Raw genomic sequence first — 22,196 nt, forward strand, 5'->3', positions numbered from 1 at the left:
ACGTCAATGATTCCGCACTCCGGCCCCAACACTTGCAGCTAGGCCGCTCGGCGCGCTGAGCGCCTGCTTCATCAAGTCGCTGGCGGCGGCGCGGGTGCGGTCCTCGGCGGTGGGCCACAGGTGGCTGTAGGTGTTCAGCGTCGTGGTGGCCGTCGAGTGTCCCAGCGCGCGCTGCACGGTGACGACGTCGCAGCCTGCGGCGATGAGGCCGGAGGCGTAGAAGTGCCGCAAGTCGTGGAGCTTCGCGGCGTCTCGGGTGGCTCGCCAGCGCCACGTGATGTCGTTGTCGTACATCGGGCCGTCGCCGACGATGCCCTCCGGCCGGAACCGCCCTGCCAACTACCCCTGGTACTACTGATCGAGCGGGCTGGTGCAGGTCAGACGCTGTCTAGGGAAACGCTGATTTGTTGGTCGAGCTTGTCGAGACCTCAGATAGAGTGCTTTCACTAGGGGTTTCGATGTCAACCAGTGAGGGTCGCGTTGATCAGCGCTTCCCTATCGGGCTTGTGCAGGTCTGCTTCAAGACGCTCGGCCGCAAGCGGTTTGGCTGGTGCACCACAGACACCGAGAACACCACAGGCTTACGAACCCGCAGTGCCGCCGGGCAGGGTGGCCTGCACCGGTAGCCGCAGCGTCTGGGCGGGCAGGGGGTCCGTGGCCTCCAGCTCCTCGACCAGCAGGTCTATGGCGACCGCACCGAGCTCGCTGCCGTCTACGTCGATGGTCGGGGTGCGATCGTCGCCGATCGCCGCGCTGATCGCGCTCTCTGTGGTCACCACCAGGTTGTCGGCGGGGACGCCTCGGGCGCGCAACGCGAATACCAGGCCCAGGCCGACCTGGCTGGCATACGGGATCACCGCGCTCGCCCCGCGGGCCAGCACCTCGTCTGCGATCTGGGCGCCGGCGGTGAAGGTGGGCGGCATAGGGCCCAGCACGACCAACTCGGCGCGCCCGCTCGTCCGTTCGGTGATGGAGCGGGTGCGTTGTGCGTCCTGCCAAGAACCCGACGGCCCGCCCAGATAGGCGATCGTGCGATGGCCCTGATCGACCAGATGCTCGGCCAGGTCGCCGAAGCCACTCGCGGCGTCGGCGATCACCGAGCGGACGCCGGCGATCTCGCGGTCGACCAGCACGGCCGGGCGGCTCCGGCAGATCTGGCGGATATTGTCCTCGGGGCCGAGCGGGGCGGCAAGAATCAAACCGTCCACCTGGCGGGCGAGTCGTTCCAGGTCGCGGACCTGATGCTGGGTCTGGAGCGGGTTTGCCGCGATCGTGAGCTGACGCTGTCGCGCTCCGGCGCGGCGTTGGGCACCGATCACGATCGGGGTGAAGAAGTGGTTGTCGAGGTCGGGCACCACGATGGCGATCATTCCGGTGCGTCCGGTGGCCAAGCCGCTGGCCACCCGGTTGACCGTGAAGTTCAGCTCGTCCGCCACCTGGCGCACGCGGGCGGCGGTCGCCGGTGCCACCATCTCGGGGCGACTCAACGCCCGCGATACCGTCGACTCCGAGACGCCGACCCGAGCGGCGATGTCTGACAGGGTCGCCACGCCACCTCCCTCCCGCGGTTGCCCTGTGACCACGATTCGAACTGAGTGTCTGAGAGGCGAATGCCGTCGCCGTCGCAGGGATCGTTTCTCGATCGTTACCTAAGACGGTACTGGGGCGGATGCAGATGGGATAGCTTTCCTGCAATCTACTGCAAGCGGTTGCAGGCTGCTCCGGGATCGCCGGACGGCCAGGAGGGAGTGTGATGCGGACCCGTGCCGGCCTGCTCCTGGTTCCTGGGCTGATCATTCTCGTGGTCGGTCTGATCGTGCCGGCGATCAGCATGCTGTTCTTCCCGCGGCGTTCGGGTCCGGTTGAGGTGCTCGCCGCCTTCGGCGGCTTCTTCACCGACCCCTTCATGCTCAGCATTCTGTGGCGGACAGTGTGGATCGGTCTGGTGGTGACCGGCCTGTGCGTGGTGATCGGCTTCCCGATCGCCTACATGCTGGCCCGCAGCGGCTCGCGATTCGTGGGCATGTGGCTGGCGCTGGCCATTTTTCCGCTGCTGCTGAGCAATGTGGTGCGAACCTTCGGTTGGCTGGTGGTGCTCGGCTCGCAGGGCGTGCTCGGCCGGCTGCTGATGATGATGCGCGTGGTCGAGTCGCCGCCGCAGTTGCTGGCCAGCGAGTTCGCGATCGTGCTCGGCCTGATCCAGCTCTTCCTGCCGCTGGCCATCATCTCTAGCTACTCGGCGATCGCCCAGGTGGACGCCACCCTCGACGAGGCGGCCCGCAGCCTGGGAGCCAGCCCCACGCGCACCTTCTGGAGCGTGGTCGTCCCGCTATCGCTGCCGGGCATCATCGTGGCTGCAACATTGGTGTTCGCCGGCTCGGTGACCGCCTACACCACGCCCTTCCTACTGGGCGGATCGAGCGACAAGATGCTCTCGACCCAGCTCTTCTACTACACCGACACCAACGTCGACTGGACGATGGCCGCCGCCGTCGCGCTGATCATGACGATCCTGGTGTTCGTGATCGCCTCGCTGTCCAGCGCGGCCGGACGGCTCGGGAGGACGCAGTGAAGAACCGTCACCCGGTCGCCCTCGTGCTGGCCGTCATCGGCTACGCGGTCATGATCGTGCCGATCTTCTTCGTGGTGGCGATCTCGTTCAACGCCGGCGACACGCTGACCTTTCCGCCGAGCTCGGTCTCGTTGCGCTGGTTCGGCGCGGCCCTCGGCTACGAGCGGTTCACCAGTGCCCTGGTAACCAGCCTGATCGTGGCCGTGATCGCCACCTTCCTGGGCCTGGTGCTCGGCGTTCCGGCGGCATTGGCCCTGGCCAGAAGCAATCTGCGGGCCAAGACGGCGATCCAAAACGTGTTCCTGTCGCCGTTGATCATTCCTGAACTGGTGCTGGGCGCCGCGCTCTACCAACAACTCGCGATCCCGCTGCGGCTGCAGAACTACCTCCCGGTGCTGATCCTCGGCCACACCATCTTGATGCTGCCCTACGCCGTCCGGGTGACCGGGGCTTCGCTGGCCAATATGGACGGCCAGGTCGAGGAGGCGGCACGGATGCTCGGCGCCTCACCGGTGCGCGCCTTCTTCGACGTCACCCTGCCCATGCTGCGGCCGGGCATCTTCTCGGCGGCTCTGCTGTCGTTCATCACCTCGTTCAACAACGTGCCGTTGTCGTTGCTGCTGACCAAGGGGAGCGCCACGCTGCCGATCGAGATGCTCGACTACGTCTCTCAGGGCATCGACCCGATGATCGCGGCGATGTCGACCATCATTCTCGCCGGCACGGTCGTGATCGCGTTCATCGCCGAGCGCACAGTCGGTTTCGCCCAGATCTTCGGAGGGATCAACAAATGACCGTCCCCGCCGCCCAGTTCGTCAACGTCACGCAGACCTTCGGCGATGTCGTCGCAGTCGACGACATTTCGCTCGACATCGAGCAGGGCAAGCTGACCACGCTGCTCGGCCCGAGCGGCTGCGGCAAGACCACCTCGCTGCGCATGCTGGCCGGCTTCGGTAAGCCCACCTCGGGTCAGATCTTCATCGGCGGCGAGGAATGCACCCGGCTGCCGCCCGAGAAGCGTGGCCTCGGCATGGTCTTCCAGCAGTACGCGCTGTTCCCACACATGACGGTGCGCGACAACGTCGGTTACGGTCTCAAGCTGCGCAAGGTGCCGACGGGCGAACTCCGGCAGCGCGTGGGTGAGGCTCTAGAACTGGTTGGGCTGACCGCCCACGCCGATAAGAGGCCGCGGCAGATGTCCGGCGGCCAGCAACAGCGGGTGGCGTTGGCCCGGGCGATCGCGATCCGGCCGCGGCTGCTGCTGCTCGACGAGCCGCTTTCGGCGCTGGATGCCCGGCTGCGGGTCGAGATGCGTGCCGAGTTGCGCCGGATCCAGGCCGAGACCGGACTGTGTGTCGTCCTGGTCACCCACGACCAAGACGAGGCGCTGGAACTCTCCGACCAGATGGTGGTGATGCGGGCCGGCAAGATCGAGCAGGCCGGGACCCCGCAGCAGGTGTTCAGCGCGCCGGCCAGCCGGTTCATCGCCGAATTCCTCGGCTATGAGAATTTCCTCACCCTGGCCGACGGGCAGCACGCCACCGTCCGCCCGGAACGGCTGGGGGTGGGCACACCCGATGACATTGCGACCGACGGCGCGCTGCGGCTGGACGGCACCGTCGCCGATGTCGCCTACCGGGGCGTCGACCTGCTGGTGACCAGCGACGTGACCGATCCGTCCGGGCGGCAGGTGCGGTTGGTGGCCGACCTCCGTGGCGCCACCGCAGGTGCCTTCGCCCCGGGGCAGCCGGTGCGACTCAGCATCACTCCCGACCATTTGATCGTGCTCGTCGCCTAAGAGCGCCGGGCACTCACCCAGGATTCATCAAACCCGAAAGGACAGACATGGCTGGTTCGAAGCCCATGGTCATGATTGCCGCCACGGTGGCTGCAGTGGGGCTGGCACTCTCCGGCTGTAGCAGCGCCCCCGCCGGGGGGTCATCCGCCGCGACGAAGACTCTCAAGATCAGCACCTTCAGCTTCGGCGTGGAGGGTTTCACCGAGGCGGTGGTCAAGCCGTTCGAGGCCAAGACCGGCATCCAGGTCGAGGTGGTCACCGGCAAGAACGCCGAGCGACTCAACGAACTGAAGGCGACCGAGAACAGCGCCGGAATCGACGTGATGGTGATCACCGACAACTTCGCCGCCCAAGGCCAGGCCGACAAACTGTTCGAACAGGTCGACGCAACCAAGTTGACGTCGTTGGCCGACGTGGCCGATTTTGCCAAGGGCGCCGATCTGTACGGACCGGCCACCACCTACCAGCTCAACGGCATCGTGTACGACACCCGCAAGGTGAGCGCAAAAGAGGCCAAATCGTGGGACCTATTCGGTGAGTCGAAGGTAGCCGGCAAGGTCGCCCTGCCCGACATCAGCGCCACCTCGGGTCAGCTGACCGTCTCGGGTCTGGGCACCACCTATGGCAGCGGACCGTTCGACTACGACACCGCGCTGGGCAAGCTGGCGAAGTGGAAGCCGAACGTGCTCAAGTTCTACGCCTCGACCACCGAGGTGTCGAACCTGATGACCCAGGGCGAGATCGTCGCCGCCGCGTCGATCAGCGGCTTCGCCGCCGACCTGATCAGCAAGGACGCCAACTTCGCCTTCGCGGTGCCCGAGAAGGGCGCCTACCTGGCCACCAACCGGGCGATGATCCCGGCCGGAGCCACGAACGTCGACGGGGCCTACCAGTTCATCGATTACCTGCTCAGCGCGGACGCCCAGGCCGCGGCGCTGAAGGGCTACAACGACCTGCCGGTGAACACCAAGGTTGATGTTCCCGACTCGATGGCCACGATGCTCGGCGGTGCGGTGCCTGATCCGACCAAGGCGGGCTACGAGACCATCGATGCCATCAAGGCGGCCGCCGAGTTCAGCACCCTGGCCGATCGTTTCGCTCGCGAGGTCACCGGAAGTTGAGCCTCGCTGGTCGAGCTTGTCGAGACCCGTTGGGTGCCTGGCTGGTCGAGCTTGTCGAGACCCGTTGGGTGCTCCAGTCGCACGCCCGGGTCTCGGCGAGCCCGACCGTCGCCGTCCGGCCGGTTGGTCGGTAACTCGGCTCTCGGTAGGCTCGATGCGATGCGATGCGTGCACCCCTCACTTCTCTCAGGACGGACTTCATGATCAAGGCCGGCATCGTCGCCCGGCTGCCCAAGGTCGACCTGCACTGTCACCTGATCGGTACTGTTCGGGCGTCCACATTCGCCGAGTTGGCGCGGCGGGGGCGGCTCGCGCTGCCCGACACTCCAGAGCGGATCTATGCCGGCTGCAACTCGCTGCCGCCTGACCCCGAGCTGTACCGCGATACCCGGATTCCGGTCCCGCAGGGTCGCTCCGCCGACGAGCCCGAGATCTCTTATTCGCTGTTCCAACTGTCGAATTGGGTAACCGAGGCGCTGCGCGATGCCGACGACCTGACCCGGATCGTCTACGAGGCGTTCTCCGACGCCCACACCTCGAGTGCGACCCGGCACCTGGAACTGTTCATCGACGAGCCGCGGGGACGACTGGCGCGGCTCGGCTATCCGGCGTTGGTCGAGGCCTGCGCCGACGGCATCCGCCTCGCCGAGCGCGAGTTCGGAATGTCCGGACGCCTGATCGCCGCGATCGACCGCAGTCGCAGCGGTGAGCAGGCGTTGCAATGGGTGCGGACTGTGGTGGATCATCCGCACGAGTACGTCGCAGGGATCGGGCTGGACAACCTCGAGACCGTCGGGGCGCCGGAACTCTTCGCCGACGCCTACCGGCTGGCCGGCGCGGCCGGGCTGGGCCGAACGGCACATTCCTCCGAGCATGTGCCGGCCGCGGCCAACACCATCACCTGCCTCGACCTATTGGGTTGCGAACGGATCGACCACGGGTACTTCGTGCTGCAGGACGAGGCGGTGGTGGAACGGTTGCGGGCACAACAGACCCCGATGACGGTGATTTCGACCACGTCGCGGCGATCCTGGCGACCGTGGCGACGGGCCTCGATCAACGCGATGCTCGAGGCCGGGCTCAATGTGATCGCAGCGTCGGATGACCCAGGAATGTTCCCCACCACCCTGGCCGGCGAATACCGCATTCTTGCCGACGACCTGGGCGTATCGTATGACCGGTTGCGGCGGATGTCGCTGGCCGGGGTGGATGCTTGCTGGCTGCCGGCAGTTGAGAAGGCGGCGCTGCGGGAGCGGTTCGAGGGCGAACTTGCCGCTCTGGACGCCGAGGTCAGTGCCGACTGACTTCGGAGTCGCCCTCCGGGCCTCCACCAGAGTGTGGTGACCGTCGCCACGCAAGGTCGTGACCGGGCCGGCCGGGCCTCCGGCGAGGCGTCGAGGCCGAGTTATTCACAGCTTTCTGCCGGACGCACCGCCCACGCGGTGTCTTGTCAGCGTCGCGGCCTAGGTTGGACGCCATGAACTCCGCTGCCCTCAGCCCGTCCGGCGAAGCCGTGGTGACCCGGGTGATCGAGGCGCTGGCCGGCCCGGGCGCCCGGCTGCGCGACGATCAGCGCACGGCCGTCGCCGCCCTGGTCGAGCCGTCCTCTCGGGTGCTGGTGGTGCAGGCCACCGGCTGGGGCAAGTCGGCGGTCTACTGGTGCGCCACCGCGCTGCACCGGGCTGCCGGACGCGGCCCCACCTTGGTGGTCAGCCCGTTGCTGTCGCTGATGCGCGACCAGGTGGCGGCGGCGGCCAAGGCGGGGCTGCGGGCGGCGACGATCAATGGCTCGAACGTGGGCGACTGGTCGGCGATCGAGGCCGACCTGGCCACCGGTGAACTCGATGTGGTGTTGGTCAGCCCCGAGCGGCTGGCCAACCCCGGTTTCGGGTCTCGGGTGCTCGATCGGCTGGCGGGCCGGCTCGGCCTGCTGGTGATCGACGAGGCGCACGCGGTGAGCGACTGGGGGCACGACTTCCGGCCCGACTACCGGCGGGTCGCCGACGTGCTGCAGCGGCTCAACCCCGACACCCCGGTGCTGGCCACCACGGCCACCGCCAACCAGCGGGTCACCGACGACGTCGCCGCTCAGCTCGGTGCGGCCACCCTGGTGTTGCGCGGGCCGCTCGCGCGGGCTTCGCTCGAACTCGCCGTGGTCGACCGGCTCAGCCCGATTCAGCGTTACGCCTGGGTGGTCGACCACCTGCCGCGGCTGGCCGGCTCGGGCATCGTCTACGTGCTCACCGTGGCCGATGCCGAACGGTTGGCCCAGGCCGTCCAGGTGGTGCACGGCGCTTCGGTGCCGGTGGCGGCCTACACCGGGCAGTTGCCTGCCGAGACCCGCCACCGCCTCGAAGACGACCTGCAGGCCAACCGGGTGAAGGCCCTGATCGCCACATCGGCACTCGGCATGGGCTATGACAAGCCCGACCTGGGGTTCGTGGTGCACGTCGGGTCGCCGCCGTCGCCGGTCAGCTACTACCAGCAGGTGGGTCGTGCCGGACGGGCCATCGATCACGCCTCGGTGGTGCTGCTGCCGTCGCCGGCCGACGAGGGGGTGTGGGAGTATTTCGCCACCGCGACGATTCCGGTCGAGCCCGAGGTGCGTGGGCTGCTGGCCGCTCTCGAGGCCTCGGAGGGCCCCGCGTCGGTGCCGCAGCTTGAGGCCGAGACTGGGCTGCGGCGCACCAAGGTCGAGCTCTATCTGAAGCAACTGGCGGTCGCGGGAGTCACCCAACGGGTCACTGAGGGCTGGCGGGCCACTGGGCAGCCGTGGGCCTTCGAGGCTGAACACTATGCCGGCGTGCTCGCCGTGCGGCGCCGCGAGGCCGCGATCATGCGCGCCTACACCCGCGGCGAGCGTTGCCTGATGCAGTTGCTGCAGGAATCCCTCGATGACCCCACCGCCGCCCCCTGCGGGCGCTGCTCGGTGTGCCGCAACACGCTGCCCGCACCGCTCGACCCGGAGCCGCTCACCGAGACGGTGCGGGCCGTCGCCACCGGGCTGCGCGGCAGTGCGCACCAGCTCGACCCGCGCAAGATGTGGCCCGGCGGCGAGTTCGGTGCCCGCGGGCGCATTCCGCAGTCGCTGCTGGCCGAGGTGGGCCGGGTGCTGGTGCACGCCGACGCCCCCGAGTGGGCCGACACTGTGCACGCCGCCCAGCGCGGTGAGCCGGCGGCACTGGCCGAACTCGCCGACGGCTGCGTCGAGGTGCTCGGCCGATGGCGCACCGACTGGCCGGCTCGGCCCGAGGTGGCGGTGGCGCTGGAGTGCGGCGGTTACGCCGGACTGGCCCGGCAGGTGGCCGGGCACCTGGCCGCGGTCGGACGGCTGGGTTCGTCCGAGCTTGAGGTCGCCGCCGGGGCTCGGCCCGATCGTGACCTGCCCAGTGACCGTGAGGCGGCCTACTGGCGGGCGGCGTTGAGCGTGCCGATGCCGTCCGATGTCGCAGGGCGGGTGGTGCTGCTGGTGGTCGACGCCACCCGCAGCCAATGGGCGGTCACCGTGGCGGCGGCCAAGCTGCGTGAGGCGGGGGCGGCGCTGGTGCTGCCGCTGGTGGTGCACCGGCAGGCGTGATTCGCATGGCGATGGGCGAGCCGCTGGTTGAGCGTGTCGAAACCCCGTGCCGGGGCGGTGTGCCCGAGGTCTCGGCACGCTCGACCGGCGAAAACCGGCGCTTCTCCGAAGGTGCGCTCGCTGGTACCGGGTCTCGACCAGCTCAACCGACGGGCAGGCCGATCAACCCGCGCAGGGCGTCCACGCCCTCGACCTGCAGGTCTGGGCCGCGCACCAGGTCGGCCGGCTCGAGCAGGTACCGCTGTTCCAGCGCCGCCGCACGGCCCGGCTCGCCGGACGAGGCCGGCAGCGGCCGTGGTTTGCGCACGATGCCGTTGGGCCGGTAGCCCACCTTGCGGCTGACCGCGTTGGATGCCGCGTTGTCGACCCATGCTGCCGATTCCACCCGCTCGAAGCCCAGGTGGTCGAACAGCAGCGCACACATGGTCTGCCGCATCAGCGTGCCGATGCCCTTGCCTTGATGCCGCAGGCCCAGCCATGAACCCGTCTCGCCGCTGCGGGTGAGCAGAAAGTCGTGCGTGGCGACGCCCTGAGTGCCGACCAGCTCGCCTTCGTGCCGCACGGCCAAGTCCAGCGACCAGGCCTCGCTGCCGAACCTGGAGCGCACGCCCCAGTGGTATTGCAGATACTGGCGGTGAAACCGGTCGGCGGGCGCAAGTGTCCACGGCATCAGAAACGGCATGGCGTCAAAGGTGTGCACGCCCTGAGCGGCCAACTCGGCAAGTTCGAGCAGGGTGTCGTCATCGATGCCACGCAGTTCGACCGGGCCGGCGGTCACCCGCAACCCGAGCACCGGGAACGCGTCCGCGAGGGTGCGGCCATGGGTCATGTGCCGAGGTTACCGCCCGGCTGGCCGCTGCAGGAATCAGTGTTTGGTGCGCAGAAACAGCGACAGCGCCGCGGTGACCGCGGCGATACCGCCGCCCAGGTAGAGCAAGTTGAGGGCGTCGTCGCCGTGCAGCGCACGACCCAGAAAGAACACCCCCAGCACCACGACCACCACCCCGATCAACTGGCTCTTCAGGTCGTCCAGCGAGTCGAAGACCAGCCAGTCGGGCAGCCCGCCAATCTCGCCGATGAACAGCTCGTACAGCCCGATCGCGATGATGAACAGCACCACGGCCAACAGAAACACGTCGGCGATCTCGACGAACGCGATGACGAATTCCTTGGCCTCGGATTCCCCCGCGAACGCCGCGAGAATGGTCTGGAACACTTCGACGGCGCCCACCACCGTGAGCGTGAGGGCACCCAGCATCATGCCCAGGGCGGGCACCAGCACGATGAACCGGGTGATCGACACGCTCGGATGCCCGCGTTGGCGGGTGCGCGGCGAATCGGGGTCTGCCATCTGTCCTCCGCATGGTCGGCGTGGTTCGACGCTACCGTGTGCCGGGCACTTGCCGGGTAGCCGACCCGCCTGCGGCAGTATGGACGGCATGACCGACCCGACGATCTTCGGCAGCCTGCACGCCGTGCCCGCGGCCGAACACCCCGAACTGCTGGCGCCCCCGGTGGCGGCGGCGATTCATCTGATCACAGAGGCGCTGGTGGCCGAGATCGACCCGACCTTCGCCGACACCGAACAGTTGTGTGCGCATTACGGGGTGCCGATGGACGGCTCGGCCAATGCGGTGATCGTGCGCGGCACGCGGGCCGGCGTCGACAAGCATGCCTGCTGCATGACGCTGGCACACCGGAGGATCGATGTGAACAACGTGGTGCGCCGCCGGCTGGACGCCCGCAAGGCGTCGTTCGCGCCGATGGACTACGCCGTCGAGGCGACCGGCATGCAATACGGCGGCATCAACCCGGTCGGGCTGCCGCGCGACTGGCCGATCTGGGTGGACGGTGCAGTCGCCGACCGCGATTGGGTCTGCATCGGCTCGGGCGTGCGGCACTCCAAGCTGTTCATCCCGGTGGCCGGCCTGCTCGGGCTGCCCGGCGCCGAGCGGGTGGACGACCTGGCCCGCGATGTCGGCTGAGGCCAGCCCTGCCGGGTCAGCCCGCCGCGGCCTCGCGGACCAGCGCCGCGAACTCATCCACGTCGGACTCAGTGGTGTCGAAGGAGCACATCCAGCGCACCTCGCGTGCAGCCACGTCCCAGTCGTAGAAGAAGAATCGTTCGCGCACCGCGTCGGCGACCCCCTCGGGTAGCCGCGCGAACACGCCGTTGACCTGGGTGGGCTGGGTGAACGCGACCCCCGGCACCCCCTCGAGGCAGGCGCGTAGCCGGGCGGCCATCGCGTTGGAGTGGGCGGCGTTGCGCAGCCACAGGTCGCCTTCGAAAAGGGCGATCAGTTGCGCCGAGACGAAGCGCATCTTGCTGGCCAGTTGCATATTCGACTTGCGCAAGAAGGGCAGCCCCGAGGCGCGCTCGGCATCGAGCACCACGATCGCCTCGGCGCCCAGAGCGCCGTTCTTGGTGCCGCCCAGGCTGAGCAGGTCGACGCCGGCGTCGGTGGTGAACGCGGCGAACGGCACGCCGAGTGCCGCCGCGGCGTTCGACAGCCGGGCGCCGTCCAGATGCACGGTCATGCCCAGCGCGTGCGCATGCTCGGCCAGCGCGGCGATCTCGTCGGGGGAATACAGGGTTCCCAGCTCGGTGGACTGGGTGATCGACACAGCCAGGGGCTGGGCCCGATGCTCGTCGCCGTAGCCCCAGGCTTCGGCGTCGAGCAGGGCGGGGGTCAGCTTGCCGTCGGGAGTGGGCACCGGGTACAGCTTCAGGCCGGCGACCTTCTCAGGCGCTCCGCCCTCGTCGACGTTGATGTGCGCGGTCTTGGCGCAGACCACGGCACCCCAGTGCGGCAGGACCGCCTGCAGTGCCGTGACGTTGGCCCCGGTGCCGTTGAACACCGGAAAGGCCCGGGCGCGCTCGCCGAAGTGACCCTGCACGACCTGCTGCAGGCGGGCGGTGTAGGCGTCGTTGCCGTAGGACGACTGGTGGCCGTGGTTTGCGGTGGCGATGGCTTCCAGCACGTCGGCGTGAACGCCGGAGTAGTTGTCGCTGGCGAAGCCGCGGCGACCTGCGTCGTGGAGCTGCACCCCGCGATTATTCCACCGCAGTGCGTTCGTCTTCACACCTGGTCATCCGGGCGTGGAGGGCTCCGATTGCTCGAAGCCCCCCACGCCCTTGGGGCTCAGTGCCGCCGGCGCGCGGCAATCAGAGCCCCGCCTCCCAGCACGACCAACAGCAGGCCCACCGCCGCGCCCTGGGCGCTCGCGTCGGTACCGGTCTGCGGCAACGACGACGTGGACGTCGTGGTGGTGGTCGTCGACGACGTGGTCGTGCTGGATGTCGTGGAAGGCGATTCGGACGGGGTTGTCTCGCTCGGCGTCGGGGTCTGTGTTGCTTCGGCCGGGGTCGGCGTGGTTTCGCTGGGGGTGGGTGTCGGCATCGCTGTGGTCTGGTTGTCACCGTCGCCGCTCACCTCACCGGACTGCCCGGAGGCCTCGGCCTGCACCGGTGAGCTGACCCCGTCTTGGGTCACCGAGCCGGTGTCGGTGTAGCTGTCCTGTTCGGCCGTCACGATGGCAGTTCCGATCAGGCGGTAGTACTGACCGGCTGCACTGCTGGTCAGCGTGACGGTGACGGTGGACGTGTCGCAGGCGATCGATGCGGGCTGCACGGAGTCGGTGTACTCGACATCGCCCCACACATTGCGCGTGCTGCCCACCAAGACAACGATCGAATCGCAATCGAGTTCTTGGCCAGAGCCCACGGTGTCGGTGATGGTGATCGCTTCGCTGTCGCTGTGGGTCTGGGCAGTCGAGATGCCGAAGGTCACCGTGTCAGGCTCGCCGGCGTTGAAGTCGGCGTACTTCGTCGGATCGGTGATCGGGTCCTGGCAGTCGGGGCACTCCTCGGTGGTGATCGCGATCGGCCAGGTCTCGCTGCCCACCGTGAAGTCGAGGTCGTAGTCGGTGCCCGGATCCAGCGTGCTGCGCAGTTGCATCGACAAAAAGCCCTCGAAGGTGACGTTCTCGTGGGTCTCCAGATAGTCGTTGAAGGTGATCGTGGCCACGCCGTCGCTGACCACCATGGTGCCCATCTGTGTGCCGTCCGCGGCCAACACGGGGTACGTTCCGGCGAACGTCCTGAGCTCGCTGGGCACCGTGATCGTGATCGTGTCGCCGGCGCAGCCGCCGGTGGGTAGCGACCCGGCGAAGTTCAGGCTCACGCTCTCCCAGGCGCGCACCTCGTCGCCCTCGTCCGAGGAGTCGGAGATCGACAGGTCGGTGATCGCGTCGCTGCGATCCTGCGGGACGCATTCCTCAGCCTCCGCCGCCGCGGCAAAAGCCACTCGGGCAGCAGTCGCCGCGGTGGCTGCTGGAGTCGGCGACGTCGCGGATTCGGTCGGGGTCGCGGTATCCGATGGGGTGGCCGACTCTCTCTCGCGCGGCTGCGCAGCGGTGCTCGAATCCTCCGCAGCCGTGGTGGTCGCCGACTTCGAGGTGGTGTCGTTCGTGGGCTCGGTGGTCGTGGCCCGGGACGTCTCGCGCTCGCTGGCGGTTGTGTTCGATGAGGACGCGGCCGGCGACGGCGTCGAGTCGGTTCCGGTATCGGCCAGCGCATTGGTCTGAAGCATCACGCCGCTGACCAGAATCGCTGTGGCTGCGGTGATCATGCGCACCGTACGCAGTTGCATCGTGCTTCCCCCCGAGGAACGCGCTCGCCGCCATGCCCCCCCGGGCTTCTGGGACCACGCTGATGTTAGTTAGACTATGTATTGATTTAGCCATACTAAGGAAAAGTTCAGCCGACGGCAACCAATGGGGCCATTGCGGGGTGCCTGTTCGACGTATTCCGCAGCGATAGATGGTGTCGAAGCACCTAGTCAGATGCGATATGTGAGGGTTCGTCGAGGTCGTTCGACGATGATCAGCCCTATCTGGGAAAATCTCAGTCGAACACGTTGGCCAGGCGCTGGCCCAGGTCGCGCACGTGGATGTGCCGACTGAAGTCACGGTCGGGTTCGGCCGCGCGGTCGGCGTCGGAGTACAGGGCCATCACCCGCTCGATATGCACCCGACCCGGCCCCTTTTTCAGCGCGTCGCCGACCGCGAGCAGCCAGGTTTCGGCGGCCGCCTTGGCCGCTAGGTAGTTCGCGTTACCGGCGGTCGGCTTCGCCAGGCCGGTCTGCGAGACCATCGCGAAGGCACCCGCCGGGGAGGCGGCCACGGAATCCAGAAACGCTCGGGTGGTGTTGCGCAGGGTGCCGACGATCATCGTCTGCAGCCAGTCCCAGTCGGCGTCGCTCTGCCCGGCCAACCCGCCGCCGCCGCGCCAGCCGCCGACCAGGTGAATGACGCCGTCCACCGGGCCCAGTCGGTGCGCCATCGCCTGCACCGCGGCGAAATCGCGCAGGTCGCACTCGGCCCGGCCGATCGTGATCGCCTGGTGCCCCCCGGCCCTCAGTGCCGATGCCGTCGCGTCGCCCAGCGCGCTGCCCGCTCCCGCAATCACGATTCGCATCGGCTGATCTCCTGGCTTGTTCATCGAAGGCCATTCGTATCATCTCGCCGCCCTGGGCAGGCGGCGAGATGCAGGCAAGAAGCGCTGAGCAACACCGCCATCGCTGGTTGAGCGTGTCGAGACCCCTTGCGGCAGCGCACATCCGAGGTCTCGACAAGCTCGACCGGCGAAGTTCAAGGAGGTGCTGAGCAACACGGCCACCGCTGGTTGAGCGTGTCGAAACCCCTAGTGAGAGCGCTCTGTTCGAGGTCTCGACAGGGTCGACCGGCGATGTTCAGCGCTTCGTGAGGGAGGTCAGGCTGAGGTGCCGGTGATGCCCGAGGTGGACGCGATCACGTCGCGCATCTTCTTCTCGAACGCCTCGTAGAACATGCTCAGCGGAAACTCGTCGTCCATCACCTTGTCGGTGAGGTCGCGGGGCAGCCCGGTCAGGGGCAGGTCGCCGGCCTTCCAAGCCGAGGCCGGGTGCGGTTCGACGGTGCCCGAGACCAACTCGTAGGCGGCCAGCCAGTGTGCGATCTTGGGCCGGTCGATGGAGCGCCAGTAGAGCTGCTCGATGGCGGCGCCCAGTTCGTTGACACAGTCCGGCACCCGGCTCCACTCGAATGCCAGTTGGGTATCGGTCCAGTGCAGCACCCGGTGCTGGTGCAGCCAGGCGAACAGCAACTGCCCGCCCAGGCCGTCGTAGTTGCGCACCCGGTTGCCGGTGATCGCGAACCGGAAGATGCGGTCGAAGATCACGCAGTACTGCACCAGCCGGGCATGGTGTGCCAGCTCCCGGTCGGCCTCGCTGGGCTCGGCCATGGCCGAGATCCGCCGGTCGATGGCGACCGACTCACGAAAGGCGGTCAAATCGCAGCGCAACTCTTCGAGCGAGTAGAGAAAGAACGGCATCCGCTGCTTGATCATGAACGGGTCGAAGGGCAGGTCGCCGCGCATGTGGGTGCGGTCGTGAATCAGGTCCCACATCACGAACGTCTCTTCGGCCAGGCCCTGATCGTCGAGCAGTTCGGACGCCTCGACGATCAGGTCGAGCTTGGTGACGTCGACGGCGGCGCGCAGCACGCGGCGAAACCGGGCCGCCTCGCGATCGGCGAAGATCGCGCCCCAGGTGAAGGTCGGAATCTGCCGCATCGCCACGGTTTCAGGAAAGAGCACCGCCGCGTTGGTGTCATAGCCGGCGGTGAAGTCGAGAAACCGGATCGGCACGAACAGCTTGTTGCCGTAGTCGGACGCCTCGAGCGCGGCCACGAAGTCGGGCCAGATCACCTGCACCAGCACCGCCTCGACCAGACGGCTGCGCGAGCCGTTCTGGGTGTACATCGGAAAGACCACCAGGTGTGCCAGGCCGTCCACCCGATGCAGCTGGGGCTGAAAGAGCACCAGCGAGTCGTAGAAGTCGGGCACGCCGAAGCTCTCGTCGGCCCAGCGCCGAAAGTCGTCGGCGACGGCGTCGAGATAGTCGGCGTCGTGTGTGAACAGCGGGGCCAGTTCGGCGACGCCGTCGAGCAGCTCGGCCACCAGGGCGTGGGCCCGAAGGTGCTGCGCGGGGTCGTCGATAGCGCCGTTGGGCGCCTGCAATTCCCGCAGTTCGCTGGCGGCCGTCTTGAGGCGAAGCCACGCAGGGTGTCGAGTGAGCGTCGAAACTTCAAGATTCGCGACGGTGGTCATGTGGTGATTCTCACATGATGGACCATGGATGCGCCAGTATCGGCGGCATCAACGGCAATGTCCCGAGAGAATCACGTTCCAGATCGTCATCTACGTGAAATATTGCTGTTGCAAGCAAGTGCCTTCTGCGCGCGTCCGGCGGTCGTAGCGGTATCAGCGTGAGCCGGCGGGGTCTCCAGTGCGGCAACGGCTGGCACTCGGGGGGTCTTGTGTGCCAGTACCTCGGTGATTCACGATGGCGCCACTCCGGTAACGCTGGTGCAGGAGGTTGACATGCAAGAACGTGACGAGGTTTCGGTCGAGGTCTCGCCCTTCCAGGCTCAGGGCGTGCTCAGCGGCTTTCTGGTGTCCGGGCGCTGGCCGGCCAGCACCGTGGAATGGGCTCGGTTTCTACTGCTCGCGGTGCGGGTGGCAAGCGTGCCCGGCATGCTGCCCACCAGCACGGTTTTCCGGGTGCGCGAGGAGCGCCCCGAATCGACCCATCAGGGTGCGGTCGGGCTGGTGCTCGCCGAAGGCCCCGTGGTGGGGCAGAACGCGGTGCTGCCCGGACAATTCGCGGTGCCCCAACCGCCGGGGTTGATCGTGCTGCACCCGCCGAGCGAGATTCGTCCGTCGCTCCCGGAGCAGGACGAGGTGGCGTCCGGTTGTGTGCTGTTGCCGGGTATTCCGCACCTGGGCCTCGACCATCGCGCCGCCTGGGTGGAGGCCGACCGGCAGGGCAATATCGCCCGCATGGTCAGCCGGTCGGGTATCGACCCCAACGAGGACGCCGACACTGCGGTGCTGGCGCTGCTGCTGGCTGCCTGAGCCGCTCGGGGAAGCGCTGATCGTCGCTGGTCGAGCTACGTCGAGACCCCCTTGCCGCAGCGTGATGGCCGAGGTCTCGACAAGCTCGACCAGCGAAGATCCGCGCTTCCTAGCCGACCGTGATGAAGATGTGCGGCCAGTCGGGGTTGTGGCCGTGCAGCAGCACCAGAAAGACCACCAGGTCGAAGAGCAGGTGCACGGTGATCACGTATGCCAGGTTCTTGGTCAACTGAAAAATGGCGCCCTGCACCAGGACGAACGGAATGGTCAGCAGCGGCCCCCACGACTGGTAGCCCAACTCCCACAGGAACGGCACGAATACCATTGCCTGCAGCAGGTTCGCCTGCCATAGCTTGAAGTGCCGCCGGTACAGTGCGAACACCGTGCAGACGAAGAACAGTTCGTCCCAGATGCCCACCGCGTTCACCCCGATGAACAGTCGCAGCACCTGATCGCGGTCGTGGATCGCCGGCCAGTTGCGGTAGACGCCGGTGCTGATGAAATACCAGGGCAGCACCAGGTACCCCACCACGACCACGGCGCCCAGATAGGTCCACTGGGCGCGGTTCCAGCGCCAGCCGCCCCAGGGAAAGACCACCGGATCACGCCGGAACGCCCAGCGCAGCAGCGCGTAGGGCACGGCCACGGCCGCGGTGAGCACGATCGTGAAGCGCAGCATGCCGGCATCGGACAGGTCGGCGGATAGGTCAGACAGGCTCAGTATCGCGATGCCGGTCGCCACCGCGGTCAGGTCTGCCACGAGGCCTTCCGACAGGGTGGTGACGTCGCACAGCCACGCGGCGAAAATGCCGCAGGCCAGCAGAAAATATCCGATGGTGTGCTGGTGGAAGACCAGCAGATAGATCGCCGCGAGACCCAGCAGCACCGCGGGCAGGGTCGCCCAGGTCGAGTCCTTGACAAACTCCCGGTCGCTGCGCGGCATGAGGAGAGTTTTCCACGCGGCCAGCCTGGTCGCGGCGCGTCGAGGTGTCTGACTGCTTCCGTTTGGGATGCGCCGATCAACGCAATCACCGTTGGTTGAGCTTGTCGAAACCCCTAGTGGGGGCACTGTGGTTGGGGTCTCGGCAGACTCGACCGGCGAAGCGTTGATCGTTGGTTGAGCTTGTCGAAACCCCTAGTGGGGGCGCTGTGCTTGAGGTCTCGGCAGACTCGACCAGCGAAAATCGGCGCTTCCTCAGCAGGCGAGCGGGGCTGGCTTTCAGTATCGGTCAGTGTCAAGGCCCGGCCGATCGGCGCGCACCCTGCCGGGGCAACCAGAGCCGCTGCCAGACTGTGACGCATGGCTCAGCCGGTACAGCCGCTGGAGGTGGACGGACGCCTGGTCAAGGTGACCAACCTCGACAAGGTGCTCTACCCCGAGACGGGCACCACCAAGGGTGAGGTGATCGCCTACTACCAGGCGATCGCGCCGCTCTTCGTGCCGCACGCGCGGCGGCGCCCGGCTACTCGGAAGCGCTGGCCCAACGGCGTCGGAACCCCGGAACACCCGCAGCGGCCGTTCTTCCACAAGAACCTGGACGCCAAATCGACCCCCGACTGGGTGCACACCTTCAGCATCGAGCACAGTGAGGGCGACAACCTGTACCCGCTGATCGACGACCCGGCGACCCTGGTCTGGCTGGCCCAGCTGGCCACGCTCGAGTTGCACGTCCCGCAGTGGACGGTGCGAGGCGACCGGCCGCAGCCGCCCGACCGGCTGGTGCTCGACCTCGATCCTGGTGAGGGTGCCGGGCTCGAGCAGTGTGTCGAGGTCGCCCACCTGTTGCGCGAGGTGCTGGACGGTGTCGGCTTCCCCTCCGTCCCGGTGACCAGTGGCAGCAAGGGCATTCACCTGTACGCCGCGCTGGACGGCTCGATGAGCTCGCACGAGGCGTCCGGATGGGCCCGGGAGCTGGCCCGCTCGCTGGAGGCGATGCATCCGGGACTCGTCGTCAGCGACATGAAGCGGGCCCTGCGCACCGGGAAGGTGCTGTTGGACTGGAGCCAGAACAGCTCGGCGAAGACGACGATCGCGCCGTACTCGTTGCGCGGACGGGCCCGTCCGACGGTGGCCTGCCCGCGTCGCTGGGACGAGCTCGACACCGGCCTGCGGCAACTGGACTTCCACGAGGTGCTGGAGCGGATCCAGAGCACGGGCGACGTGATGGCGGCGCTCGACCACCGATCGTCGGACGACCTTGCCGGCACAGCTTCCCCGCCGCTGGTCGAGCTTGTCGAGACCGATGGTGGTGACGGGGTGTCGACAAGCTCGACCGACGGTGGAGAGGTTTCGACGGGTCCGATTGGGGGAGGTGAACACGAGCTGCCGATGGTCGCCCCGATGCTGGCGACCGCGGGGACGGCGGCCGACGTCCAGGGGGACGGCTGGGTGTTCGAGATCAAGTGGGACGGCTACCGGGCGGTCGCCTCGGTCAGTGGCGGAGCGGTGACCCTGACCAGTCGCCGCGGGCTCGACCTGACCAAGGATTTCCCGGAACTGGCCGAACTCGGCACCGTGTTCGCCGGTCACGACGCGGTGGTCGACGGCGAGGTGGTGCTGCTCGACGAGTCCGGCCGGTCCAGTTTCGAACGTTTGCAGAACCGGGCGCTGCACCGTGGCGAGGCGCACTACCTTGCCTTCGACCTGCTGCACCTGGACGGTCGCTCGCTGCTGCAGCAGTCCTACACCGAACGGAGGCGGCAGCTGGCCGAGTTGGTCGGCGACGGCACCGCCCGCGTCCAACTGAGCATCCCGCTCGGCACGGACGCCGACGAGGCCTTGGCGATCAGCGCCGAACTGGGCCTCGAAGGCGTGGTGGCCAAGCGCGCCGACAGCATTTACCAGCCCGGACGCCGCGCCCGCACCTGGATCAAGATCAAGCACATCCTGACCCAGCAGGTGGTGATCATCGGCTGGCTGCCGGGGGAGAACTCCCGGGCCCGTACGATCGGCGCCCTGCTGATGGCGGTGCCGGACGGCGACCGGCTGAGCTACGTGGGACGGGTCGGATCGGGCTTCACCGACAAGGACCTGGCCGACACCAAGCTGGTGCTCTCCGAGATCGAGACGTCCGGCACCGAGGTCGAGGACGTGCCGGCACTCGAACGCAAGACCGCCCATTGGGTCGAGCCGGTCCTGGTCGGCGAGGTGAGTTACGGCGTCTGGACCCAGGCCGGACGCCTGAGGATGCCGGTCTGGCGCGGCTGGCGTCCGGACAAGACGGTCGAGGACATCACCCTGCCCGACGACGACTGACGCATGCGTCGATCGAGCGGGTCGAAACCGGCCAGCGGAGAAGCGCTGATCAACGCAACCACCGCTGGTTGAGCTTGTCGAAACCCCGTTCGAGGTCTCGACAAGCTCGTTCGAGGTCTCGACAAGCTCGACCGGCGGAAATCAGCGCTTCTTTAGGTAAACGGGTTCTGGACGCGGACGCCGCGGATCACCTGACCGTCGTTCAGATCCTCCGACAGCAGGACGCGGCAGCCGGCGATGGCTGCGGCTTCGATCACCATTGCATCCCAGATCGACAGCTGATGCTCCACCGAGGTCTGTGCTGCCCGCACGACGAGTTCGGCATCGGTCGTAGCCACCGACAGCTTCGCGAGGGATTCCAGGCTCTTCTGAGCGGTCGCAGGAGGCATCGGCGGGGTGAGTTTGCGGGTCACGGCGGCGAACCACTCCAGGAGGACCTGTGTGCTGATCGTCGCGTCGGGGTGCTGGGCGAGGACCGCCAATGCTCGCGCCTGCTTCTCGCGGTCGGCGGTGTCGAACGCGTAGACCAGCACATTCGTGTCGAGGAATACCTCAGCCACGATGAAGCTCGTCCCGGGTCCAGGTGCGCCCGGTGCCGGCCGAACCGGCCTCGCTGGCGCGGGCCAGGGCGATGACGTCGTCCATCGTCGAATCGGCCGATCCGGCGTAGCGACGGAGCACGTCAGCCAAGTAGGCGTTCACGGACTCGTTGCGTTCCAGAGCTCGCTGACGGGCGCGCTTCAGGGTCGCGTCGTCCACGGTGATGGTCAGGTTCGCCATTGAATCAGTGTAACGCCGAATCAGTGCTACACGAGTCTATCGGAAGGTGCCGATCCTCGATGGCTGAGCTTGTCGAGACCTCGGAGGTGGCGCCGGTAGTGAGGGGTTTCGACAGGCTCAACCAGCGGTGGTTGTGACGATCAACGTTCCCCGGGGCGCTGCGCCTGGACGACCTCGACGCCACGGCCAGGCCGGGCCATACTTAGGTGAGGCATACCTAAGTATTTGCGGACGAGCGTGCTCCACAGGATGCCTTGTCGAGACCCAGGTCTGGAGCCAACTCCATCTGCTCGACAGCCTGACCGGCGACGAATCGGCGAGTGCGGGAGCAGGCGTGCTGGAGCAGAAGGGGTGGCAATGGGCGAGGCGGCGACGCTGGGCAAGGGCATTCAGGGCGTCATCATGCGGGCCTACCGGTCGCGCGACTACACGATCACCCTGACCGGCGTCCGCGACCTGGGCCCGCACTACCGGCGGCTCTGGTTCAGTGCGCCCGATCTGTTGGCCGCTCATCGGTACTACCCGAGCATGTGGATTCGGGTCTGGTTTCCGGGCCCCGGACGGCTGTTTCAGCGCGCTTACACGGTGGTCGACCCCGAGGCGTCGGCCGGCACTTTCGCCCTCGACTTCGCCCTGCACGACAGCGGCTACGCGATGGACTTCGCCCGCACCGCGCAACCTGGCGCCACGTTGCAGGTGTCGGTGCTGGTGAGCGCGAACAGCGAGTATGCGATGCCCGACCCGCCACCACCCGGGTTCGTGATGGTGGCCGACCCGGCGTCCCTTCCGGCGGTCAACAGCATTCTGCCCACGCTGCCGTCCGGCCTGCCGATCAGGCTGTGGCTGGGTCGTCAGCACGACGGCGACGACGACCTGCCGCTGGCTGATCATCCGCGGCTGCATGCTTCGTGGGTGCTGCACGAGCGGCTCGCCGAGGTCGTCGGCGCCGAACTGGGCGACGTGCGCGGCTGGTACGGCTGGGTCTGCGTCGACACGGCCCAGACCCGCGCGATCAAAGCGCTGCTGCGCGAGGCGACCGGAGCCGGCAAGCGCGACGGGCACGCGATGGGGTACTGGACCAGGGGTAAGCCGACCGGCTGAACTGAAACGCGGGAACGGTTCGCACTGCGCGAGC

The 22,196-nt window shown here is 67.6% G+C and carries 22 protein-coding genes; 11 read left to right on the plus strand and 11 right to left on the minus strand.

The features are described 5' to 3' along the window. Positions 1 to 3: 3 nt before the first annotated feature. Both QM721_RS00100 and QM721_RS00105 read right to left on the minus strand, forming a co-directional pair. The gene (locus QM721_RS00100) at positions 4 to 339 is read right to left on the minus strand and encodes a tyrosine-type recombinase/integrase (protein WP_415117744.1); all 336 of its coding nucleotides are present in this window, start codon (positions 337 to 339) and stop codon (positions 4 to 6) included. Positions 340 to 581: 242 nt separating this feature from the next. Then, the gene (locus tag QM721_RS00105) at positions 582 to 1,550 is read right to left on the minus strand and encodes a LacI family DNA-binding transcriptional regulator (RefSeq protein WP_415117746.1); all 969 of its coding nucleotides are present in this window, start codon (positions 1,548 to 1,550) and stop codon (positions 582 to 584) included. Positions 1,551 to 1,753: 203 nt separating this feature from the next. On the opposite strand from QM721_RS00105, the gene QM721_RS00110 reads away from it, so the two are divergent. From QM721_RS00110 to QM721_RS00135, 6 genes are all read left to right on the plus strand, one after another. Beyond that, positions 1,754 to 2,572 carry an ABC transporter permease gene (locus tag QM721_RS00110; RefSeq protein ID WP_415117748.1) on the plus strand — a complete coding sequence of 273 codons (819 nt, stop codon included), beginning with the start codon at positions 1,754 to 1,756 and terminating at the stop codon, positions 2,570 to 2,572. After that, positions 2,569 to 3,366, plus strand: coding sequence for an ABC transporter permease (locus QM721_RS00115; protein WP_415117750.1), 798 nt, complete (start codon positions 2,569 to 2,571; stop codon positions 3,364 to 3,366). The genes QM721_RS00110 and QM721_RS00115 overlap by 4 nt, the downstream gene beginning before the upstream one ends. After that, positions 3,363 to 4,370 (plus strand): ABC transporter ATP-binding protein, encoded by a 1,008-nt coding sequence (locus QM721_RS00120; protein ID WP_415117752.1) that lies wholly within the window; start codon positions 3,363 to 3,365, stop codon positions 4,368 to 4,370. Before QM721_RS00115 ends, QM721_RS00120 begins: the two co-directional genes overlap by 4 nt. A 47-nt stretch (positions 4,371 to 4,417) precedes the next feature. Beyond that, positions 4,418 to 5,491 (plus strand): ABC transporter substrate-binding protein, encoded by a 1,074-nt coding sequence (locus QM721_RS00125; protein WP_415117754.1) that lies wholly within the window; start codon positions 4,418 to 4,420, stop codon positions 5,489 to 5,491. A 200-nt stretch (positions 5,492 to 5,691) separates the two neighbouring features. Continuing rightward, on the plus strand, positions 5,692 to 6,795 hold the full coding sequence (locus QM721_RS00130) for an adenosine deaminase family protein (RefSeq protein ID WP_415117756.1): 1,104 nt from the start codon (positions 5,692 to 5,694) through the stop codon (positions 6,793 to 6,795). A gap of 173 nt (positions 6,796 to 6,968) precedes the next feature. Continuing rightward, positions 6,969 to 9,068 carry a RecQ family ATP-dependent DNA helicase gene (locus QM721_RS00135; RefSeq protein ID WP_415117758.1) on the plus strand — a complete coding sequence of 700 codons (2,100 nt, stop codon included), beginning with the start codon at positions 6,969 to 6,971 and terminating at the stop codon, positions 9,066 to 9,068. A 142-nt stretch (positions 9,069 to 9,210) separates the two neighbouring features. Here QM721_RS00135 and QM721_RS00140 read toward each other — a convergent pair whose 3' ends face one another. Both QM721_RS00140 and QM721_RS00145 read right to left on the minus strand, forming a co-directional pair. Next, positions 9,211 to 9,897: a GNAT family N-acetyltransferase gene (locus QM721_RS00140; RefSeq protein ID WP_415117760.1), complete on the minus strand. Its 687-nt coding sequence runs from the start codon at positions 9,895 to 9,897 to the stop codon at positions 9,211 to 9,213. A gap of 36 nt (positions 9,898 to 9,933) precedes the next feature. Further along, positions 9,934 to 10,419: a YqhA family protein gene (locus QM721_RS00145; RefSeq protein ID WP_415117762.1), complete on the minus strand. Its 486-nt coding sequence runs from the start codon at positions 10,417 to 10,419 to the stop codon at positions 9,934 to 9,936. 88 nt (positions 10,420 to 10,507) lie between these two features. Between QM721_RS00145 and QM721_RS00150 the strand changes: the two genes are divergently transcribed. Next, positions 10,508 to 11,053 (plus strand): YbaK/EbsC family protein, encoded by a 546-nt coding sequence (locus QM721_RS00150; RefSeq protein ID WP_415117764.1) that lies wholly within the window; start codon positions 10,508 to 10,510, stop codon positions 11,051 to 11,053. A gap of 16 nt (positions 11,054 to 11,069) precedes the next feature. Here QM721_RS00150 and QM721_RS00155 read toward each other — a convergent pair whose 3' ends face one another. Both QM721_RS00155 and QM721_RS00160 read right to left on the minus strand, forming a co-directional pair. Further along, positions 11,070 to 12,116, minus strand: a complete 1,047-nt coding sequence (locus tag QM721_RS00155) for a threonine aldolase family protein (RefSeq protein WP_415117766.1) — start codon at positions 12,114 to 12,116, stop codon at positions 11,070 to 11,072. Positions 12,117 to 12,211: 95 nt separating this feature from the next. After that, positions 12,212 to 13,375 carry an Ig-like domain-containing protein gene (locus tag QM721_RS00160; protein WP_415117768.1) on the minus strand — a complete coding sequence of 388 codons (1,164 nt, stop codon included), beginning with the start codon at positions 13,373 to 13,375 and terminating at the stop codon, positions 12,212 to 12,214. Positions 13,376 to 13,394: 19 nt separating this feature from the next. Here QM721_RS00160 and QM721_RS00165 point away from each other — a divergent pair, with 19 nt between their 5' ends. Beyond that, positions 13,395 to 13,655 carry a hypothetical protein gene (locus tag QM721_RS00165; protein ID WP_415117770.1) on the plus strand — a complete coding sequence of 87 codons (261 nt, stop codon included), beginning with the start codon at positions 13,395 to 13,397 and terminating at the stop codon, positions 13,653 to 13,655. Between the two features lie 319 nt (positions 13,656 to 13,974). Here QM721_RS00165 and QM721_RS00170 read toward each other — a convergent pair whose 3' ends face one another. Together QM721_RS00170 and QM721_RS00175 are read right to left on the minus strand one after the other, a co-directional pair. Further along, positions 13,975 to 14,547, minus strand: coding sequence for an SDR family NAD(P)-dependent oxidoreductase (locus tag QM721_RS00170; RefSeq protein WP_415117772.1), 573 nt, complete (start codon positions 14,545 to 14,547; stop codon positions 13,975 to 13,977). Positions 14,548 to 14,841: 294 nt separating this feature from the next. Continuing rightward, positions 14,842 to 16,218, minus strand: coding sequence for a DUF6421 family protein (locus QM721_RS00175; RefSeq protein ID WP_415117774.1), 1,377 nt, complete (start codon positions 16,216 to 16,218; stop codon positions 14,842 to 14,844). Between the two features lie 273 nt (positions 16,219 to 16,491). On the opposite strand from QM721_RS00175, the gene QM721_RS00180 reads away from it, so the two are divergent. Next, positions 16,492 to 17,025 (plus strand): peptidase, encoded by a 534-nt coding sequence (locus QM721_RS00180; protein WP_415117776.1) that lies wholly within the window; start codon positions 16,492 to 16,494, stop codon positions 17,023 to 17,025. Positions 17,026 to 17,134: 109 nt separating this feature from the next. Here QM721_RS00180 and QM721_RS00185 read toward each other — a convergent pair whose 3' ends face one another. Beyond that, a complete protein-coding gene (locus QM721_RS00185; protein ID WP_415117778.1) occupies positions 17,135 to 17,968 on the minus strand; it encodes a type II CAAX prenyl endopeptidase Rce1 family protein in 834 nt (277 codons plus the stop codon). A 357-nt stretch (positions 17,969 to 18,325) separates the two neighbouring features. Between QM721_RS00185 and ligD the strand changes: the two genes are divergently transcribed. After that, the gene (gene ligD / locus QM721_RS00190) at positions 18,326 to 20,281 is read left to right on the plus strand and encodes a non-homologous end-joining DNA ligase (protein WP_415117780.1); all 1,956 of its coding nucleotides are present in this window, start codon (positions 18,326 to 18,328) and stop codon (positions 20,279 to 20,281) included. Positions 20,282 to 20,433: 152 nt separating this feature from the next. Here ligD and QM721_RS00195 read toward each other — a convergent pair whose 3' ends face one another. Both QM721_RS00195 and QM721_RS00200 read right to left on the minus strand, forming a co-directional pair. Then, positions 20,434 to 20,841 carry a PIN domain-containing protein gene (locus tag QM721_RS00195; protein ID WP_415117782.1) on the minus strand — a complete coding sequence of 136 codons (408 nt, stop codon included), beginning with the start codon at positions 20,839 to 20,841 and terminating at the stop codon, positions 20,434 to 20,436. Next, positions 20,834 to 21,061, minus strand: a complete 228-nt coding sequence (locus QM721_RS00200) for a hypothetical protein (protein ID WP_415117783.1) — start codon at positions 21,059 to 21,061, stop codon at positions 20,834 to 20,836. The genes QM721_RS00195 and QM721_RS00200 overlap by 8 nt, the downstream gene beginning before the upstream one ends. 357 nt (positions 21,062 to 21,418) lie before the next feature. Here QM721_RS00200 and QM721_RS00205 point away from each other — a divergent pair, with 357 nt between their 5' ends. Beyond that, positions 21,419 to 22,162, plus strand: coding sequence for a siderophore-interacting protein (locus tag QM721_RS00205; protein WP_415117785.1), 744 nt, complete (start codon positions 21,419 to 21,421; stop codon positions 22,160 to 22,162). The last annotated feature ends 34 nt before the right edge of the window (positions 22,163 to 22,196 follow it).

The organism is Micropruina sp. (genome assembly GCF_047602085.1).
Lineage (GTDB): Bacteria > Actinomycetota > Actinomycetes > Propionibacteriales > Propionibacteriaceae > Micropruina.

What these genes read in the sequence shown, in the direction of transcription:
- QM721_RS00180 (WP_415117776.1), top strand. Translation starts at nt 16,492, where the DNA reads ATGCAAGAACGTGACGAGGTTTCGGTCGAGGTCTCGCCCTTCCAGGCT.
- QM721_RS00135 (WP_415117758.1), top strand. Translation starts at nt 6,969, where the DNA reads ATGAACTCCGCTGCCCTCAGCCCGTCCGGCGAAGCCGTGGTGACCCGG.
- QM721_RS00150 (WP_415117764.1), top strand. Translation starts at nt 10,508, where the DNA reads ATGACCGACCCGACGATCTTCGGCAGCCTGCACGCCGTGCCCGCGGCC.
- QM721_RS00200 (WP_415117783.1), bottom strand. Translation starts at nt 21,061, where the DNA reads ATGGCGAACCTGACCATCACCGTGGACGACGCGACCCTGAAGCGCGCC.
- QM721_RS00145 (WP_415117762.1), bottom strand. Translation starts at nt 10,419, where the DNA reads ATGGCAGACCCCGATTCGCCGCGCACCCGCCAACGCGGGCATCCGAGC.
- QM721_RS00130 (WP_415117756.1), top strand. Translation starts at nt 5,692, where the DNA reads ATGATCAAGGCCGGCATCGTCGCCCGGCTGCCCAAGGTCGACCTGCAC.
- QM721_RS00125 (WP_415117754.1), top strand. Translation starts at nt 4,418, where the DNA reads ATGGCTGGTTCGAAGCCCATGGTCATGATTGCCGCCACGGTGGCTGCA.
- QM721_RS00185 (WP_415117778.1), bottom strand. Translation starts at nt 17,968, where the DNA reads ATGCCGCGCAGCGACCGGGAGTTTGTCAAGGACTCGACCTGGGCGACC.
- QM721_RS00120 (WP_415117752.1), top strand. Translation starts at nt 3,363, where the DNA reads ATGACCGTCCCCGCCGCCCAGTTCGTCAACGTCACGCAGACCTTCGGC.
- QM721_RS00140 (WP_415117760.1), bottom strand. Translation starts at nt 9,897, where the DNA reads ATGACCCATGGCCGCACCCTCGCGGACGCGTTCCCGGTGCTCGGGTTG.
- QM721_RS00170 (WP_415117772.1), bottom strand. Translation starts at nt 14,547, where the DNA reads ATGCGAATCGTGATTGCGGGAGCGGGCAGCGCGCTGGGCGACGCGACG.
- QM721_RS00205 (WP_415117785.1), top strand. Translation starts at nt 21,419, where the DNA reads ATGGGCGAGGCGGCGACGCTGGGCAAGGGCATTCAGGGCGTCATCATG.
- ligD (WP_415117780.1), top strand. Translation starts at nt 18,326, where the DNA reads ATGGCTCAGCCGGTACAGCCGCTGGAGGTGGACGGACGCCTGGTCAAG.
- QM721_RS00110 (WP_415117748.1), top strand. Translation starts at nt 1,754, where the DNA reads ATGCGGACCCGTGCCGGCCTGCTCCTGGTTCCTGGGCTGATCATTCTC.
- QM721_RS00175 (WP_415117774.1), bottom strand. Translation starts at nt 16,218, where the DNA reads ATGACCACCGTCGCGAATCTTGAAGTTTCGACGCTCACTCGACACCCT.